The sequence below is a fragment of the Kitasatospora sp. NPDC005751 genome (assembly GCF_040630835.1).
In the GTDB taxonomy this organism is placed as follows: Bacteria; Actinomycetota; Actinomycetes; order Streptomycetales; family Streptomycetaceae; genus Kitasatospora.
This window is the reverse complement of the sequence record NZ_JBEXYC010000005.1, coordinates 221,161-235,671: the sequence shown is the minus strand read 5'-3', so window position 1 is coordinate 235,671 and position 14,511 is coordinate 221,161. Positions and strand designations below refer to the sequence as shown.

Annotated in this window: 9 protein-coding genes and 2 pseudogenes; 6 read left to right on the top strand and 5 right to left on the bottom strand. The window is 73.7% G+C overall.

From position 1 onward, the window contains the following. The 4 genes and pseudogenes from ABZ497_RS08305 to ABZ497_RS08290 all read left to right on the top strand — a co-directional run. Nucleotides 1-366: pseudogene (locus tag ABZ497_RS08305) on the top strand (M23 family peptidase); the annotation flags it as partial. Nucleotides 367-578: 212 nt separating this feature from the next. After that, entirely contained in the window at nucleotides 579-1,346 is a 768-nt protein-coding gene (locus ABZ497_RS08300) for a serine/threonine protein kinase (protein ID WP_359804001.1), read from the top strand. A gap of 11 nt (nucleotides 1,347-1,357) precedes the next feature. Beyond that, on the top strand, nucleotides 1,358-2,758 hold the full coding sequence (locus tag ABZ497_RS08295) for a serine/threonine-protein kinase (protein ID WP_359804000.1): 1,401 nt from the start codon (nucleotides 1,358-1,360) through the stop codon (nucleotides 2,756-2,758). 166 nt (nucleotides 2,759-2,924) lie between these two features. Further along, complete coding sequence (locus ABZ497_RS08290) at nucleotides 2,925-3,989, top strand: AfsR/SARP family transcriptional regulator (RefSeq protein ID WP_359803999.1); 1,065 nt, start codon at nucleotides 2,925-2,927, stop codon at nucleotides 3,987-3,989. A gap of 81 nt (nucleotides 3,990-4,070) precedes the next feature. On the opposite strand, the gene ABZ497_RS08285 is transcribed toward ABZ497_RS08290, so the two are convergent. Continuing rightward, nucleotides 4,071-4,739, bottom strand: a complete 669-nt coding sequence (locus ABZ497_RS08285; protein WP_329486270.1) for a cutinase family protein — start codon at nucleotides 4,737-4,739, stop codon at nucleotides 4,071-4,073. A 555-nt stretch (nucleotides 4,740-5,294) separates the two neighbouring features. On the opposite strand from ABZ497_RS08285, the gene ABZ497_RS08280 reads away from it, so the two are divergent. After that, complete coding sequence (locus ABZ497_RS08280) at nucleotides 5,295-6,092, top strand: maleylpyruvate isomerase N-terminal domain-containing protein (protein WP_359804033.1); 798 nt, start codon at nucleotides 5,295-5,297, stop codon at nucleotides 6,090-6,092. A gap of 218 nt (nucleotides 6,093-6,310) precedes the next feature. Here ABZ497_RS08280 and ABZ497_RS08275 read toward each other — a convergent pair whose 3' ends face one another. From ABZ497_RS08275 to ABZ497_RS08260, 4 genes and pseudogenes are all read right to left on the bottom strand, one after another. Further along, nucleotides 6,311-7,345 carry a LacI family DNA-binding transcriptional regulator gene (locus ABZ497_RS08275; RefSeq protein ID WP_359803998.1) on the bottom strand — a complete coding sequence of 345 codons (1,035 nt, stop codon included), beginning with the start codon at nucleotides 7,343-7,345 and terminating at the stop codon, nucleotides 6,311-6,313. 279 nt (nucleotides 7,346-7,624) lie between these two features. Continuing rightward, nucleotides 7,625-9,595 (bottom strand): cellulase family glycosylhydrolase, encoded by a 1,971-nt coding sequence (locus ABZ497_RS08270; RefSeq protein WP_359803997.1) that lies wholly within the window; start codon nucleotides 9,593-9,595, stop codon nucleotides 7,625-7,627. A 475-nt stretch (nucleotides 9,596-10,070) separates the two neighbouring features. Further along, nucleotides 10,071-10,880, bottom strand: a pseudogene (locus ABZ497_RS08265) (ROK family protein); the annotation flags it as partial. Nucleotides 10,881-11,260: 380 nt separating this feature from the next. Next, entirely contained in the window at nucleotides 11,261-12,901 is a 1,641-nt protein-coding gene (locus ABZ497_RS08260; protein ID WP_359803996.1) for an ATP-binding cassette domain-containing protein, read from the bottom strand. A 321-nt stretch (nucleotides 12,902-13,222) separates the two neighbouring features. On the opposite strand from ABZ497_RS08260, the gene ABZ497_RS08255 reads away from it, so the two are divergent. Next, nucleotides 13,223-14,479, top strand: coding sequence for a hydroxymethylcytosylglucuronate/cytosylglucuronate synthase (locus tag ABZ497_RS08255; protein ID WP_359803995.1), 1,257 nt, complete (start codon nucleotides 13,223-13,225; stop codon nucleotides 14,477-14,479). Nucleotides 14,480-14,511 lie beyond the last annotated feature (32 nt).

Here is a 14,511-nt window from a genome sequence, read left to right as displayed (position 1 = left end):
GGCCCCGTCGGCGTCTTCCACCGCTACCAGACCGACCCCACCACCTGGTCCGGCTGGGAACCCACCGGCGGACCCGCCGACGCACAGCTCACCAGCGAGCGGTCGCCGGACGGCCGGGTGGAGGTGTTCGCCATCAACGGGAGTACGGCGGAACACCTCTGGCAGACCGGTGTCAACGCGCCCTACGGGCCGTGGACGGCCTTCGGCGACGCCGGCACCGAGATCGTCGCGACCGCCAACGCCGACGGCCGCATCGAGGTCTTCGGCACCAGCGCCGCCGGCGTCCACCACCGCTGGCAGACCGGCTTCGCCACCTGGTCCCCATGGACCTGGCTGAACACCACCCCCGGCCCCGCCGTCACCTGAGGGGACAGGTGCCGCGGGCGGGAGCGCGAGCGCTCCCGCCCGCGAGCCGTCCGCCCCCTCGACGGCCACCCACCGCCCCCGGCCCACCGATCCCGCCCCGCCACTGCCCGACCCTGCGTCACGTGGCCTGCGCCACCATACGGTTTATTGTCATGCGCAAGGAGGTAACGTTCGTCCGTCTGGCAATGGTCGGCATGCGAAACGGGGGAACGGTGAGCGGGATTCTCGTCCACCTGCCGGCGGGGAACGGCGACGACGCGGTGACCCTGCGGCTCGGTCCGGGAGAGCGGGCGCGCTTCGGCCGCGGCTCCGCCGGCACGCCGGTGGAGCTCCGGCTCGGCGACGAGACGGTCTCCCGGCTCGCCGGTGAGATCCACGCGACCGACGACCACTGGCAGTTGAGCAACCTCAGCAGCACCCACGCCTACCTGGTGGAGAACCCGGAGGGCGCCGGCGAGTACCTGCGGGTGCCGCCGCGGCGGATCGGCGCGCCGATCCCGTTCGAGTTCGCCCGGGTGGTGCTGCCCTCGCGGCGTGAGACCCCGCTGTCCTTCCAGGTGTTCGCGCCCGACCACGTCTACCTGGACCCGCACGCCCGCGGCGGCGGCTCCTGGGAGAGCCGCACCATGACGGCGTACTCGCTGGACGAGACCGCCACCTACTTCCTGGTGCTGGTCGCGCTCTGCGAACCGTGGCTTCGCGACCGCTCCCCCGCGGCCGTGCCCACCACCCCCCAGGTGGTCGCCCGGCTGCGCGGCCACCCGGCCTGCGCCCGGCTCACCGCCCGCGCGGTCAGCTCGCACCTGGACTACCTCGCCGACGAGAAGCTCCGCGTCGACCTGCCCGACGACACCGACCGCTCGGACCGCCGCAGCGGCAAGCGCGAGGCCGTCGTCGGCGTGGCCCTGAAGTTCGGCATCGTTCGCGAGGAGCACCTCGGGCTCCTGCCGCGCCCCGAGACCGCCGAGCCGGCACGCTAGGGAGGGGCGCCGTGGTGCGCGACCAGGCCTTCGGCGGAGACGACGGGGAACTGCTGCCGCCCGGCCACCGGGTCGGCGACTGGACCGTCACCGGAGTCATCGGCGAGGGCGGCTGGGCGACCGTCTACGCCGCCCGCCGCACCGGGGACCCGGCCGGCCCGCCCGGCTCCGACGACACCGACGCCGACACCGACGCCGACACCGACTCCGGCACCGACGCCGCCACCGACGACACGGTCGCCCTCAAGGTGCTGCCGGTCGCCGGGCTCGCCCCCCGCCAGGCCCGCCAGGTCGCCGAAGCCGCCCGCCGGGAGGCCGAGTTGGCCCGGACCGCCCCGCACCCCCGGCTGATCCGACTGCTCGACACCCTCACCCTGGCCGCCCCCGGCCACCCGGCGCTCGACGGCGCGATCGTCCTGGTCATGGAACGCGCCCGGGGCACCCTGCGCGACCTGCTCGCCACCGGCGTCGACGAGGCCCGGGGCGCCGGGATCGTCGCCGGCGTCTGCGAGGGCCTGGCCCATCTGCACCGCTCCGGCTGGGTCCACATGGACCTCAAGCCCGAGAACGTCCTGATCGGCCGGGACGGCGAGGTCCGCCTCTCCGACTTCGGCCTCGCCATCGAACTCACCGGCACCCACGGCCACTCGGCCCCCATGGGCACCCCCGACTACCTCCCGCCGGAACGCTGGAAGGAACCGCTCGGCGAACACGGCGTCAAGATCCGCACCACGGCGGACATCTGGGCGCTCGGCGTGGTGATCCACGAGGTGTTCGCCGCCGGGGTCCCGCCCTTCCCCGGCGCGACGCCGACCACCCGCAGCGCCGCCGCCCAGCAGTACGCCGAGGGCCGCGCCCCGCTGCGCCTGTCCCCCGCCGTCCCGCCGTTCTGGCGCGCCCTCGCTACCGACTGCCTCGCCCCCACCCACGCCGCCCGTGCCCCGCACACCGCCGAGAGCCTGCTCGCCCGCGTCCGCGCCCACCGGTCCGGCCGCCGTCCGCGCCGCCCACGACCGCGCACCGCCCTGCTCGCCCTCGCCACCTGCGCCACGGCCGCCGTCACCGCCGCCGCTCTCTGGCCGCACCCGCGGCCGGCCGCGCACCCGTCCCAGATCCGGGTCTTCAACGCCGAACGCGGCTGCCAGGACCGCACCGACCGCGACCCCCAGTGCAGCCTGGGCCTGGCCGTCGACCCCCGGCACCCCTACACCGCCGAGAACGTCGTCCCCACCCGCGTCTGGCACGACGACGTCCTCGACGTCGACTGCCAGCTCCCCACCGGGCTCCCCGTCATCGACGAGGAGGACCGCACCTCCACGCTCTGGTACCGCATCCGCCTCCCCGGCCCCACCACCGGCTGGCTCCCGGCCGTCCGCACCAGGGACCGCCCCGCGCTCCTCCCCTGCCCCTGACTCGCCGTTCCGCCGATCCGCCGATCCGCCGATCCGCCGATCCGCCGATCCGCCGATCCGCCGGGGGCAGCACCCCGGATCGTTCCGGATTCCCGGCCGGCGCCGCTCCTTCTACCGTTTCGACGGCGTCCGCCAGTCCGGCCGGCCCAGCGTCCAGGGAGCAGCGATGCCGACCATTGCCACCACCCGCCGGCCGAGCGCCGCCGCCCTCGGGCACGAGGAGCGCGAGGTGCTCCACGCGGTCGGCTGCGGCCTGCGGGACGACGAGATCGCCGCCGCCCTGGCCGTCTCCGAGGCAGCCGTGGCCGGGCGCATCGCGCGGATCCTCGGGAAGCTCGGGCTGCGCGACCGGGCCGCCGCCATCGTCCACGCCTTCGACTGCGGACTGGTCGCCCCGGGCCGCGGCCCCCGCCCGCCGGTGGCGGGACCGGTGCCGCGGAGCTCCGCCGGGCGGGCGGCCGGAGCGAAGGTGCAGATCTCCGTGCTGGGGCCGCTGCGGGCCCGGTACGACGGGCGGTCCCTGGACCTGGGGCACCTGCGCCAGCAGGCCGTCCTGGCGGCGCTGGCGCTGCGCGGCGGGCGGACGGTCAGTCAGCAGGAGCTGCTCGACGGCGTGTGGGGGTCGGAGCCGCCGTTCTCGAACGTGGTGCCGGTCCACGTCTACCGGTTGCGCAAGACCCTGCGCGGCGGGGGCGGCCCGGACGCGGTGATCGAGCACGACCGGTGCGGCTACCGCCTCGCCCCCGGCGCCGCCGAGGTGGACCTGGCGCGGATGGAGGGCCTGGTCACCGAGGCCGGGACGGCCCATCGGGCGGGTGACCCGGCCGAGGCGGTCCGGCTCTGCTCCCAGGCGCTGGACCTGTTCCGCGGGGAGCTGCTGGCCGGCCTGCCGGGCCCGCTCGCCGAACTGGAGCGGCTGCGCCTCACCGAGCGCAGGATCGCCGTCGCGCAGCGGAAGTTGGAGTGGCAGCTGCGGCTGGGCCGGCACTGCGAGGCGATCGCCGAGCTGTTCGCGCTGTCCGCGGAGCACCCCCTCAACGAGCTGGTGGCCGCGATGCTGATGCGCGCGCTGTACGGGAGCGGCCGGCAGGCCGACGCCCTGGCCGTGTTCGACCGCGCCCGCCGCCGGCTGGCCGGCGAGCTGGGGGTGCCGCCGAGCCGGATGCTGCGCCGGACGTTCCAGATGGTCCTGCGCGGGGACGAGGCCGGTCTCGGCCTCACCGGGCGCTGAGCCCGGTGGGCCGTCGGCCCCCGGTGGCCGGGGAGTCCCGGCCACCGGCGGCCGACGGAGGCCCGCGTGAGCGTTCTTCGGCTACCAGGGGTACCAGGCGCCGTTGTACCACTGCTCGCTGGCGCTGTCGTTGTGGTGGTCCATGTTGAAGTCTTCGGGGTAGTTCTTGACGTGGTTGTTCGGGTAGGTCCAGATGCCGGCGGACTCGTCGCAGACGTAGTCCCAGTGGCAGATCGTCTTGACGGGCACGTTGCCGAAGTTCCGGTCGGCACCGGCGAGCGGCGGGCCGATCAGGCCGCCGAAGGGCACGGCGCCGCCGTTGGCACCGGGCGGGCCCTGGCGCTTGGGGTCGGCGACGAGGATGGCGTTGACGTTGTCGAACGTGTTCCAGTTCTCGCTCACCCAGGTGTGCACCACGCCGGCTCCCAGCGAGTACCCGGCCATCTTGACGTGCTGGCCCGGACACGCGGCGCGCTGGTCGCGGACCAGCCGGTTCAGCTCGTTGACGCCCGCCCGGGCGCTCGCACCGTTGGGGATCTGGGTGGGATACCCGACGTGCTGCTGGATGTTGCCGTAGAACCCGTCGTTGTTCCACGAGCTGCCGGTGCCCCCGACAACGATCGTGTAGGTGCCCTCGCACGGGGCGGTCACCCGCGTGGTGGCCGCCTGTGCCGTGGCGCCCTGTGCCGCCGTGAGCCCGACGGTCAGCAGGATTCCGGCCGACGCGGCCGCGATCCTTCGTGCTCGCATTCGATCCTCCTACGCAGTTGGCGCCGACGCGTCCGCACTCCGGTGCGGTCCGCGGTCGACCCAGGTCACCGGACCACCGTGGCAGCGACCGATGACATCCCGATGACGCCCCCGGTCACCGGGCGGCCACGGCACGCGATGCGGCGGTCGCGGACCGGTGCCGTGGTGTCCGAAGCGGGATTCCGCACCAGCTTCCGCTCCGCCGACCGGGGGGAAGTCCTACGTTGTCGAGAGTTCCCTCCTGCAGGCGGGGCGGGCGGAGGTACGCATCGTGTCGGACCGGGGTCGGCTGGTCGGCGGGCGGTAGCGGCCGGCCGAACACACCGGGCCGGCGGCATCGGGACGGCCTGGCGGACCGAGGACGAGGTGCTCGGCCGGGACGTGGCGCTGAAGCCTGCTGATGGGCAATCTGCGGCCCGCCTCCGGTCGACCTGCCGTCTCCGGTCCGCGACGTCCGCCATCGGTTCGCCGCGGTGACGCAGGTCCGCCCGTGAGGGCGCTGTGAATAATCGCTGTCGGATCATCGGAGCACGGTGATAGAAACTCGGGGTGATCATGACACTCGAGTTCCCCGTTCTGCTGCGACTGATCGACGAACGATCGACCGCCTTCCGCGCCGCGATCGCCTCCGCGCCCAGCCTCGACGCGCAGGTACCGACCTGCCCCGAGTGGACGCTGTTCGATCTGGCACAGCACATCGGCGAGGGACGCCGCGACTGGGCCGCCACCGTCGCCGCGGGGCCCGCTCCGGCCAAGTCCGCGGCACAGGGCGCCCCGGCCGCGCCCCGGGAGCGTGAGGCCCTGCTGGCCTGGCTGGCGGAGTCCACGGAGCAGCTGGTCGACGCGTTGCGGAAAGCCGGCCCGGATCGCGGTTGCTGGTCGTGGTGGGAGACGCTGCAGTCGCCGCACACCACCGGTGCCGTGGCCCGGCACCAGCTCCAGCAGATGGCGGTGCACACGTACGACGCCGAGATCACCGTCGGTGCCCCGCGGCCGCTGCCGGTCGAGGTGGCGCTCGACGGTGTCGAGGAGTTCCTGTCCACCTGCGTCGCCACGGCGAGTGCCTGGCCCCACAAGCCCGCCGCCATCGACTTCCACGCCTCCGAGGGTCGCTCCTGGCGCCTCTCGCTCTCCGCCGACGGCGCACGGACCGTCCGCCTCGCCGAGCCCGGCACCCAGCCGGCCACCGCGGCCGGCCAGGACCCGGACGCGGCTCCCGCCTCCCTCTCGATCCGGGGCACGGCCAACGAGCTGGTCCTCATCCTGCACAACCGCATCCCGATCGACTCCCTGGAGCTCGACGGCGACCGAGGCGTCTTCGAGCAGCTCGCCGCCTGGGACCCGAGCGAGTAGGACGTGACGGCGCGCCACCCCGCACGCCCGGAGGCGCAGTTGACATCGTCCTCCTCGAAGAGCACAGCCGTGAACAGGGGCACCGTTCACCCTGGGCGCCCTTCCGGGCAACTGATGACAGCGGTGTCAGCCGATGGCGGAATCGATGGGAGAGGAGACCGTCCCACACCTCGCCGGCTGCGGGTCCGGCCGCCGGAACCGGGCACCGCGTCAGGGCGTCAGCGGGGCAGCTCTCCGGAGCCGCGCTGGATCAGACGGGTCGGGATCTGGAGCCGCTGGGGCTGCGCCTGCGCGCCGTCCATCCGCCGGAAGAGCAGGTCGGCCGCCATCCGCCCCATCGCGGTCGGGTCCTGCGCCACCACCGTCACCGGCACGGGGAGCATGTCGGCGAGTTCGAAGTCGTCGAAGCCGACCAGCGCCGGGTGCGTCCCGCGGGCGGCCAGGTCGCGCAGGACGGCGACGGTCGCCCGGTTGTTACCGCACATCAGCGCGGTCACCGGCTCGGGGCCGGCCAGCATCCGGTCGAGGGCGAAGCGGATGCCCAGCGGGTCGGGCCGGCCCATCGCCACCCAGTGCTCCCCCGTCCCGCACCCCGCGTCCGCCATCGCCTCGCGGTAGCCGGCCAGCCGCTCGGCGGCGGTGTAGATGCCGGGGGCGTCACCGAGGTAGCCGATCCGGCGGTGCCCCTGGCGGATCAGGTGACCGACCCCGTCCGCCACACCACCCCGGTTGTCGGCCAGGACGGTGTCCACCGACAGTCCCGCGGCGGGGCGGTCGACGCAGACCACCGCCGTACCCGCGGCGAGCTCGCCGGCCAGGTAGCCGTGGTCGGCCGAGGTCGGCACGATGATCAGCCCGTCGACCCGGCGCTCGCAGAACTCCAGGGCCAGCTCCTCCTCCCGGACCGGGTCCTCGACGGAGGAGGCGGTCAGCAGCAGCGAGTCGTGCGCGCGGGCGATCTCCTCGACCGCCCGGCCGAGCTGTGCGTAGAACGGGTCGGCGAGGTCCTCCAGGATCAGGCCGACGCACCGCGTCCGGCTGCCCTGTCGCAGCATCCGGGCACCGTCGTGACGGCGGAAGCGGAGCTGCTCGATCGCCGCGCGGACCTTGGCCTCGGTCTCCTTGCTCACGCCCGGCTCACCGTTCACCACGCGTGACACCGTCTTCAGCGCCACGCCCGCGACGGCCGCCACGTCCTTCATGGTCGGTCGCCCGGAGGGTTCCGGCCTGACGCGCTCCGCTCCCACTGGCATGACGTGACCGCCTCTTCCTGGACCTGGGTGCTACCAGCCGGACAGTAACTCCACCAGGGTAGATAACGTTGCCGAAGGGTGGGCAACCGGGTCCGTCCCGCACCTCCGGATCCGGCCGCGGCCGGGGGCGCGGGCCCTCGGCGACGGCGGAGAGGTCGGGAAACGGCAGGACCTCCGCGCCCCCGGAAGTCTCCGGGCCGGGGGCACGGAGGTTCCGGGGGACGGAGGTCCCGAGCGTCGATGAAGCCGATCAGCCCCGGCGCGGGGCCGACGGACGGATCACTTCAGCGGGCGGCAGAGCAGCGCGTCGGGGACGCCGTGCTCGTTCCAGCGCCAGGTCATCGCGACGCCGGCGATGTACTCGTCGTCCTTGCACTGGCCCTTGTAGTAGCCGGCCGCCCAGTCGCTCTGCACCGACCCGCCGGTGGTCGGCCGGTTGTCGCCGTGGTCGAACCAGATGGTGCGGCCGCCGGTCGGCAGCGGCGCGGCGGAGGGCCGGCAGACCAGGGCGACGATCGAGCCGTTGGCGCTGTAACCGGCGGCGAAGGTGTCGTCCGGGCACTGGATCTTGTTGTAGCCCCAGGCCCAGTCACTGGTCACGTACTTCTCGCTGTTGACGACGGTCCAGTCGCCGCTGCCGGCGGCGGGCTCGTCGGCGTCGGTGCACAGACCGCTGCTGTTGCCGCGCCCGAGGGCGATCAGGCGCTCGCTGTCCGGGCAGGCGGCCTTGTAGTTTCCGTACGACCAGTCGCCCTTGGCGCGCATGGTGATCGAGAGGTTCTGGTCACCGCCCGAGAGGCTGAGCATGTTCCAGTGGTCGACCTTGTCGACCTGGCCGGTCCTGCTCTGCTCGTTGACGAGCTGGTTCCAGCCGTCGACCCGCCAGTCGCCGCCGTCCTGGAGGCCGTAGCGCTTGCCCTTGGCGTCGTAGGAGATCAGGGCCCAGTTGTCGTTCGGCTTGCCGTTGGCGTCGGTCCAGCCGACCAGCGGCCACATGGCGAAGTCGATGTCGTGGCTCGCCAGGAGGTCGGTGAACCGGTCGAACCAGTCCTTCTCCTTGGCGTTGTCGGACCCGCGGCCGGCGGCGCCGAACTCGCTGATCCACACCGGGGCGGTGAAGTGCTGACCGGCCTCGGTGACGAACAGCGCCTGATCGCCGACGGTCTTGACGAGCTCCTCGGGGCTGAGGTCCTGGTACCGGGGGTCGTTGGTCTCCCCGTTCTGCCAACCACCGCTCGCACCGGTGTGGTTGGGCCCGGTGTAGCCGTAGAAGTGCGCGGCGTAGACCAGCTTGCCCGACCGGATCAGGGTGTTCGACAGATGGCCGACCGGGGTGAGCATCGGACGGCCGTGGCTGAACATGCCCTGGGGGATGCCCTGCCAGTTGATGCCCTCCATGACGATCAGCATGTCCGGGTCGGCCTCGAGAATCGCGTTACCGGCCTCCTCGAACGCCTTGTAGAGGTCGTGGCTGTCACCCGTGCCCCAGTTGGGGTCGTCCCAGGTGTCGCGGCGGACCTCGTTGCGCAGGTCGGCGCCGACCACCCGCTTGTTCGCCTTGTAGCGGTTCACCAGGAACACCCAGTCGTCGACCCACTGCTGGGTGGACTGACCGCTGTTCCACCGCTCGTTGCCGTCCAGGGAGCAGCAGAAGCGGTAGCTGGTGGTGTGGTTGTTGAGGACGACCGCGAAGCCGTCGGCCGTGAGCGCGGCGACCACGGCGTCGTAGACCTGCAGCGGAGTTTTGCCCTTGAGCTGCGGGTTGGCGGTGACCGCCGCGTCGGGCACCGTCGTGGTGTCGTGGATCATCGCGTTGGCGAACGGCAGCCGGACGCTGTTGATGCCCAGGCCGTGGAAGTCCGACATCAGCTGGGCCATCGGCACCCGGTCCAGACCGAGCGGGATGTTGTGCGACACCTGCCCCGCCTGGTTGTTCGCCGGGTCGTCGACGTCCCCGCTGCCCTCCCAGGTGCCCTGGGCGCCGGCCCAGTTGGCCGACTTCAGCTTGAAGCGGTCTCCCTTGGCGTCGACGATGTACCGGCCTTGGGTACTCAGCGGGCCCGTCCAGGACGCGGCGAGCTGTCGTCCCGTCAGCACCGGGGCGGTGACCGCGGAGTCGGCTGCGGCGGCGACCGGCACGGCGGTGACGCCGGGCACGCCCGCGAGGACGAGTGCCGCCGCGGCGACCGCGGCGGGCAGGAAGCGGTTGACCGATCGCCGGACAACAGGAGCCGTACTGCTGGATCTCATGGTGCTTTCCCTCCAGGGGTGGGGGACGGTGGCGTCCCGGAGTGGTGCGACCGTGGATTGCTGCGGCCGGACCGTAGGGCGGTCCGGTGTCGGGGCGCGGCTGCTGGTGGTGGCGATGGGGGGTACGGCTCGTCGTCCGACGTGGCCGGTTTCCGCCGTGCACGCCCGGCGGTGACGGGCACCGGCGGCTCGGTGCGGGTGTTCGGGCCCCGGTGGCCCGCGGGGTGGTGGCGCCCTCGGGAGGAAGAGCGCCTGGATGCCCACGACGGCGCCACCGCGGGCCCATTCGTCCCAGGGGAGGGGACGCAGGGTCAGCGGGCATTTCGCGGCCGCCTTGAGCAGCGCGAGGTGTAGGCCTCCTTGATGTGCGCGCCGAAGAGGTCGCAGGTGTCGAGCCCTTCGCCGGGATGGCCCGACCGGCCCGGACGAAGGCTCCCCGCGCGGCCCGGTCCCCGTCCCGGGTGAGCTGCACGGCGCCGGCGAAGTCCGCCCCCGGATCCTCGAGGGCGCGTCGGACGGTCCGGAGGATGGCATCGGCGGAGGCGATGGCCTCGACGCGGCCGACCGCGCCGCAGTGGCAGCGCGGGCCGGACGGATCGACGCTGACGTGCCCCCTCTCGCCGGCCACTCCGTAGGCTCCGGCGAGCGGTTCACCGTTGACGACGAGACCCGATCCGATCTCCGCCCCGATGGCGATCAGGGCGAAGTTCCCGGTGCCGATGCCCTCGCCGAACCGGTGCTCGGCGACGGTCAACGCCTTGACATCGTTGTCCACGGTGCCCCGCGGCCCGGTCGCGGCCGCCACCGTCCCGACGACCGGCACGTCGCGCCGGTCCGGGAGGACGGAGTAGCGGACGCCACCCGGACGGCGGTCGACGTCCCCGGAGCCCGCGATCCCCAGGCGCCGGGTACGCTCCCTGAACTCGGTTCCGATGTCGAGGAGTTCGGCGACCAGCCCGGCCAGGAGCGCGCAGACGGCCGCAGGGCCGCGCTCGGGCCCCAGCGGACGACTGACGGTGTCGGCGCACCTCCGGGCCCGGGAGTCGCGGACCGTGCCGGGGAGCGCGTCGGCAGCGATCTTCACGCCGACGAAGTACTCACGCCCGGCGGTGACGGCCAGCGGGTTCACCGGGCGACCGGCCCCCGGCGCCGTGCGCTCCGGGGGGAGTTCGCGCGGGCAGCCGCCGACGAGGAGCGGCCTGGCGGCCTTGGTGACGGCGGTGGACGACAGGCCGGTACGGCGGACCGGTTCGACCCTGCCGACCGGGCCCTCGGCCAGCAGCATGGCGAGGACGGCGGTCTCGGCAGGCGCGGAGACCAGCGGCTGCGAGTGATTCGGAAACACGGCGGCAACGTACTCGCAATTAAATAACGTTGTCCAGTATTGATTTTCGGCCACTCCCGCCCTACGCTCTGGCCACCTTCTCCCCTGGGGACCCGCCCGTTCCCGTCCCGGGGTCGGGGCGCCGCACCGCGCCCCGCCCTTCGGCCGGTGACGTGCCGCCCGGGTCCGCTCGAATTTCGGCGTACGGAGATCAACCTGCCGGACATGGACGGCGGGACGGGCTTCCCATCGGCCTTCCCATCGGCCTTCCCGCCGGCCTTCCCGTCGGCCGGGCACAGCGGGTCGCGCCGCCGGCCGCGGCCGCCGCGGGCCGGCCGGGGTCAGCTCCGGACGCGGCTGACCCGCCCCTCGTCCCAGACCGGTTCGTCGGCCTCGACCACCCGGCCGTCCGCCCGGAAGACCAGGAAGCGGCTGAACACCCGGGCGAACCAGCGGTCGTGGGTGACCGCCACCACCGTCCCGGTGAACGCCGCCAGGGCCTCCTCCAGCGCCTCGGCCGAGATGAGGTCGAGGTTGTCGGTCGGCTCGTCCAGCAGCAGCAGCGTCGCCCCGGCCAGCTCCAGCAGCAGGATCTGGAACCGCGCCTGCTGGCCGCCCGACAGGGTCTCGAAGTTCTGCCGGCCCGCGCCCGCCAGCCCGTACCGGCTCAGGGCCGACATCGCGCGCTCCAGGTCCAGCCCGGGGCGGTCGCCCTCGCCGGCGCCCAGGATCTCGGCCGGCGTCCGGCCGGCCCACTCCGGGTGCCGGTGCGTCTGGGCGAACAGCCCGGGCCGCACCCGTGCGCCCAGCCGGCACTCGCCGGTGTGCGCCACCGTACCGGCCGCCTCCCCGCCGGCCTCGTCCAGCAGGCGCAGGAAGTGGCTCTTCCCGGACCCGTTCGACCCGAGCACGCAGACCCGGTCCCCGAAGAACACCTCCAGGTCGAACGGCCGCATCAGGCCGCTGAGTTCGAGCCCCTGGCAGGTGATCGCCCGGATGCCCGTCCGGCCGCCGCGCAGGTCCGGCGCGACCCGCTGGCGGCGTGGCGGCGCGGGCGGCGGCCCGGCCTCCTCGAACTTCGCCAGCCTGGTTTGCGCGGCGTGGTAGCGCGAGGCCATCTCGTCGCTGATCGAAGACTGCTGACGCAGCGTCCGGACCAGCTCCTTGAGCTGCTCGTGCTTCTCGCTCCAGCGCTGCCGCACCTCCGCCGCGCGCTGCCAGCGGGCCTCCCGCGCCTCGGCCCAGGTGGCGAACCCGCCACCGTGCGTCCAGGCCGTGCCGCCCTCCAGGGTGACCACCTGGCCGGCCGTGCGGCTCAGCACCTCCCGGTCGTGGGTGATCAGCAGCACGCCCTGCCGGGTCTGGGCGAGCTGCTCCTCCAGCCAGCGCTTGCCGGGCACGTCGAGGTAGTTGTCCGGCTCGTCCAGCAGCAGCAGTTCGGCCGGGCCCCGGAGCAGCGCCTCCAGGACGAGCCGCTTCTGCTCGCCGCCGGACAGCGTCGCCACCTCGCGGTACTGGGCCACCTGGAAGGGCGTGCCGAGCGCGGCGACCGTCACGGTGTCCCAGAGCACCTCGTAGTCGTAGCCCCCGGCCTCGCCCCAGTCCACCAGCGCCTGCGCGTAGCGGAGTTGGGTGGGCTCGTCGTCGGCCTCCATCATCGCGAGCTCGGCCTCGTCGAGGGCGGCGGCCGAGGCCCGCAGCGGCGGTGGCGCGACGGTGAGCAGGAGGTCCCGGACCGTCCGGTCGTCGCGCAGGCTGCCGATGAACTGCGGCATCACCGCGACCGCACCCTGGCTGCGGAACGACCCCCGCTGCGCGGGGAGTTCTCCCGCGAGGATGCGCAGCAGGGTGGTCTTGCCCGCGCCGTTGTCGCCGATGAGCGCGACGGTTTCGCCTGCCGGGACACGGAACGAGACGTCGTGGAAGAGCTCGCGACCGTCGGCGAGAACATGCCCGAGACTGGCGGCTTCGAGGTAGCCCATGCGCGGATTGTAGCGGCCGGACACTCGGTGGGCGATCCATTTTCGGCGATGCCTCCGGAGCGGGCCCGGCCGGACTGATGGATCACCAACTCTCGTTCATCAGATCATCGTTAGTCGCTCGATCGCGCAATTCACTCGCAAGTCGGAATGCCGGATAAAGGCCTTGTGCCGTTCCTTGATCTGCGGAACGGTTGTACCCGAAGGAAGCGGAACCGCAGGGCGGGCGTGATCTCCCTCCGGCTTTCCCCGTGTTCGTCCGCGCCGCCGCGCTCCTTCCGATTCCGACCCTGCCGGCCCTGCCAGGAAGGCGAGAGATATCCCATGCCGTCCGATCTCGCTTCGCACTCCGACCACCACAGCTCGCGGTCCGGTCCGGCCACCGTCGCACTCGTCGGCGCGGAATTCGGCTGGGGCAGCTCGGGGAAGCTCAGTGCCGTGCTCTCCGCCCTGCGGGACCGGCCCACCCCTCCCCTGCGGTTCGTCGGGCTGGCCTCGGGGCTGGGCCGCCCGCTGCTCGCCGAGCACGCGGTGGCCGCCTGGCACGACCTGCCCGCCGATCCCGGGCGACTGGCCCCGGCCGTCGAGGAGTTCGTGCGGTCCCAGGGGGTGCGGGCCGCCCTGGTCGTACTGGACGGCGCCGCCGCGACGGCCCTGCTGGCGGCCGGGGTGCCCACGGTGTTCGTCGACAGCCTGCCCTTCCTCTGGTCCGAGGGCGACCGGGCCGCGCTGCCACTGGACGCCACGGTGTACTGCGCGCAGAAGAGCGTCGAGCTGCCGCCCGAGTGCCTGGACCTGCTGGCCGACGCCCGGGCGCTGCGCTGGGTCGAGGCGGTCATCGCCGGGCCCCGCGGCCCGGATCCGGCGACCGGCCACCGCCGCGCCGGCCCCCGCCGCCCGTACCGGAGGGCGCTGGTCAGCCTGGGCGGGCTGCGCGCGCCGACGCTCGGCGATCCGGAGCACTACCCGCGCCTGGTCGTCCCCGCCGCCCTGGAGGCCCTCGCCGCCCACGGGGTCGAGGAGGTGCACATCGCCGGCAACCTGCCCGCCGAGCTGGCGGGCCGGCTGGTCGACGAGTCGGTCGCCCCGCCCCGGACGACCACCGGCCCGCTCGGCCACGGCGCCTTCCTGGAACGGCTGGCCGACAGTGACGTCCTGCTGACCTCCCCCGGGCTGACCACCCTCCTGGAGGCGGGCGGCCTGCGCGTCCCCACGGTCTGCCTGCCGCCGCAGAACCTCAGCCAGATCTTCAACGGCCGCTACCACGGCCAGGCGCTCGGGGCCCCGTTGCGGGTGCTCTGGCCCAAGGACGTGCTCGTCGAGGAGGAGGCGCTGGCGCTGCGCTCCGAGGGGGAGGACCACGCGCTGGAGCTGATCTACGACTCGATCGGGCGGGCCGCGCTCGGCGACGACCGCCCGGCCGTCCGCCACGCCCTGCGCGACGGCGTCCTGGAGGCGCTGCGCCGGTCCACCGCGGTCGACGACTGGGGCGCGCTCACCACCGCGGTCGGCACCGGCGGAGCGGTCCAGGTGGCCGACGCCCTGCTCGGCGTCCTGGCCGCACCGGACCGGCCCGTCTGACCGCCCGTCCCGGGCGCACCGCCCGTCACCCG